This is a genomic window from Pseudomonas sp. DE0010, from assembly GCF_007680745.1.
GTDB classification, from domain to species: domain Bacteria; phylum Pseudomonadota; class Gammaproteobacteria; order Pseudomonadales; family Pseudomonadaceae; genus Aquipseudomonas; species Aquipseudomonas parafulva_B.
On sequence record NZ_VEJQ01000128.1, the window covers coordinates 1 to 313 of the forward strand.

Consider the following 313-nt stretch of genomic DNA (forward strand, 5'->3'; position numbering starts at 1 on the left):
AGTCCGGCCTGCCGATAGACGAGCGTCATCGCTAGACCAGCCCTTCCGCCTTCAACTCGCTCTTGAGGTAGGCGTAGTACACCGGCGCCGCCACCAGCCCGGGCAGGCCGAAGGCCGCCTCGAACACCAGCATGGCCACCAGCAATTCCCAGGAGCGGGCTCTGATCTGGCCGCCGACGATGCGGGCGTTGAGGAAATATTCCAGCTTGTGGATGGCGATCAGGTAGCCCAGCGCCGCCACCGCGACCCAGATCGACAGCGACAGGCCGGCGATGAAGATCAGGGTGTTGGACATCAGGTTGCCTATCACCGG

1 pseudogene is annotated in these 313 nt (G+C 64.2%); it reads right to left on the bottom strand.

Annotated elements, in window-relative coordinates:
• Positions 1–31 precede the first annotated feature (31 nt).
• Positions 32–313: pseudogene (locus FS767_RS21950) on the bottom strand (hypothetical protein); the annotation flags it as partial.